Origin of the sequence: Psychrobacter immobilis, from assembly GCF_904846065.1 — a bacterium.
GTDB classification, from domain to species: Bacteria; Pseudomonadota; Gammaproteobacteria; order Pseudomonadales; family Moraxellaceae; genus Psychrobacter; species Psychrobacter immobilis_H.
In genome coordinates, this window is record NZ_CAJGZV010000029.1 from 1 (window position 1) to 1,231 (window position 1,231).

Annotated in this window: 1 protein-coding gene; it reads right to left on the reverse strand. The window is 43.7% G+C overall.

From position 1 onward, the window contains the following. Positions 1–1,231 (reverse strand): transferrin-binding protein-like solute binding protein (locus tag JMW64_RS13910; protein ID WP_201555377.1); only part of this gene is annotated, 1,231 nt, incomplete at both ends.

Sequence of the window (1,231 nt, forward strand, 5' to 3'; positions counted from 1 at the left end):
AAAGGTTTGATTGTCCGTAACAAACTGACGATAACCAATTGCGTCATCGGTACCTAAGCCTGATACGCTACTAATGGTATTGCTCATAACACCTGTTATAGCTTTAGGTTCTGGTACTGGCTCGGCGTTTGGGTCCGCCTTAGTGGCACCATAAGTACCTTTACCATCAGCAACTTGATATACACCGCCTAATAGCTTGGCATCTTCACCATAGAAGCCCCCTTTAGTATCGACACCATTCCAACTGCCTGCAAAGGTATTACCGCTGATTTCGGCTTTAATCTTTTTCTCGCTAACATTAGAACCATCAAATGATAACGTCCCATCGACTTGGCTATCAACGAAGTCAACTTTAAACTCCGAAGTCCCTATGATTGGGTCATGACCAATGATTTCCTCTTTACTATTACCGATGTAGCTAGCCACACCTTTATAGTTCACTTTACCATCATTGATTTTGTTATCAATATTGTACTGTGAGAGAGTTTTCATGTACTGCATGTCATCGATATTTGTACTATTACCCTGTACATATACGTTCGATAGCTTAGATAGTTGGATTAAATTGGCTGGGCCTTTAAGGTCTCCATATACATGACCAATCTGCATCTGATCATCAAAGTTCTTATAAGTTGACGTATAATTTAATTTATTATTAAATACACCGCCAATTTTCTTAAGTTCGCTCTTTTTGAAACTACCTTCATAATCTTCGTCAGATGCGTTTCTCAATTCTAAATTTATAGAGTTTTTAAAGTCTCTTGAACCTGTTTCATTCAAAAGCGCAGTGTACGTATCATAGCTAGTAGAAGTATTTGCACTTATACCACTATTATCATGATCTGCAATACTGTTTTGGAAACCAGTTACTGTTGCATTGACTGGAGCCTTTGGATTATTAGGAGCTGGTGGTAGCTGCTGCGCGGCTTCAAGAGCATCTTCTGCTGCTTTCGCTCTAGCCTCAGCATCTAATTTCGCCGTTTCAGCCTCATCAGCGCGTTTTTTAGCCTCTGCCGCCTGCGCTTTAGCATCAGCCGCTTGTTGATTGGCTTCTGTGACTTTCTTGTCGGCTTCCGCTTTAGCGTCACCAACCGCTTTGTCGGCCGCCGCTTTGGCTTTTAGGGCAGCGTCTTCTGCAGCAGCTTGAGCTTGTTCAGCAGCAAGGCGTGCGGTCTCTGCGGTGGCAGCCGCTGCTAGAGCAGCCGCTTCGGCGGCTTCTGCCGCTTCCGCT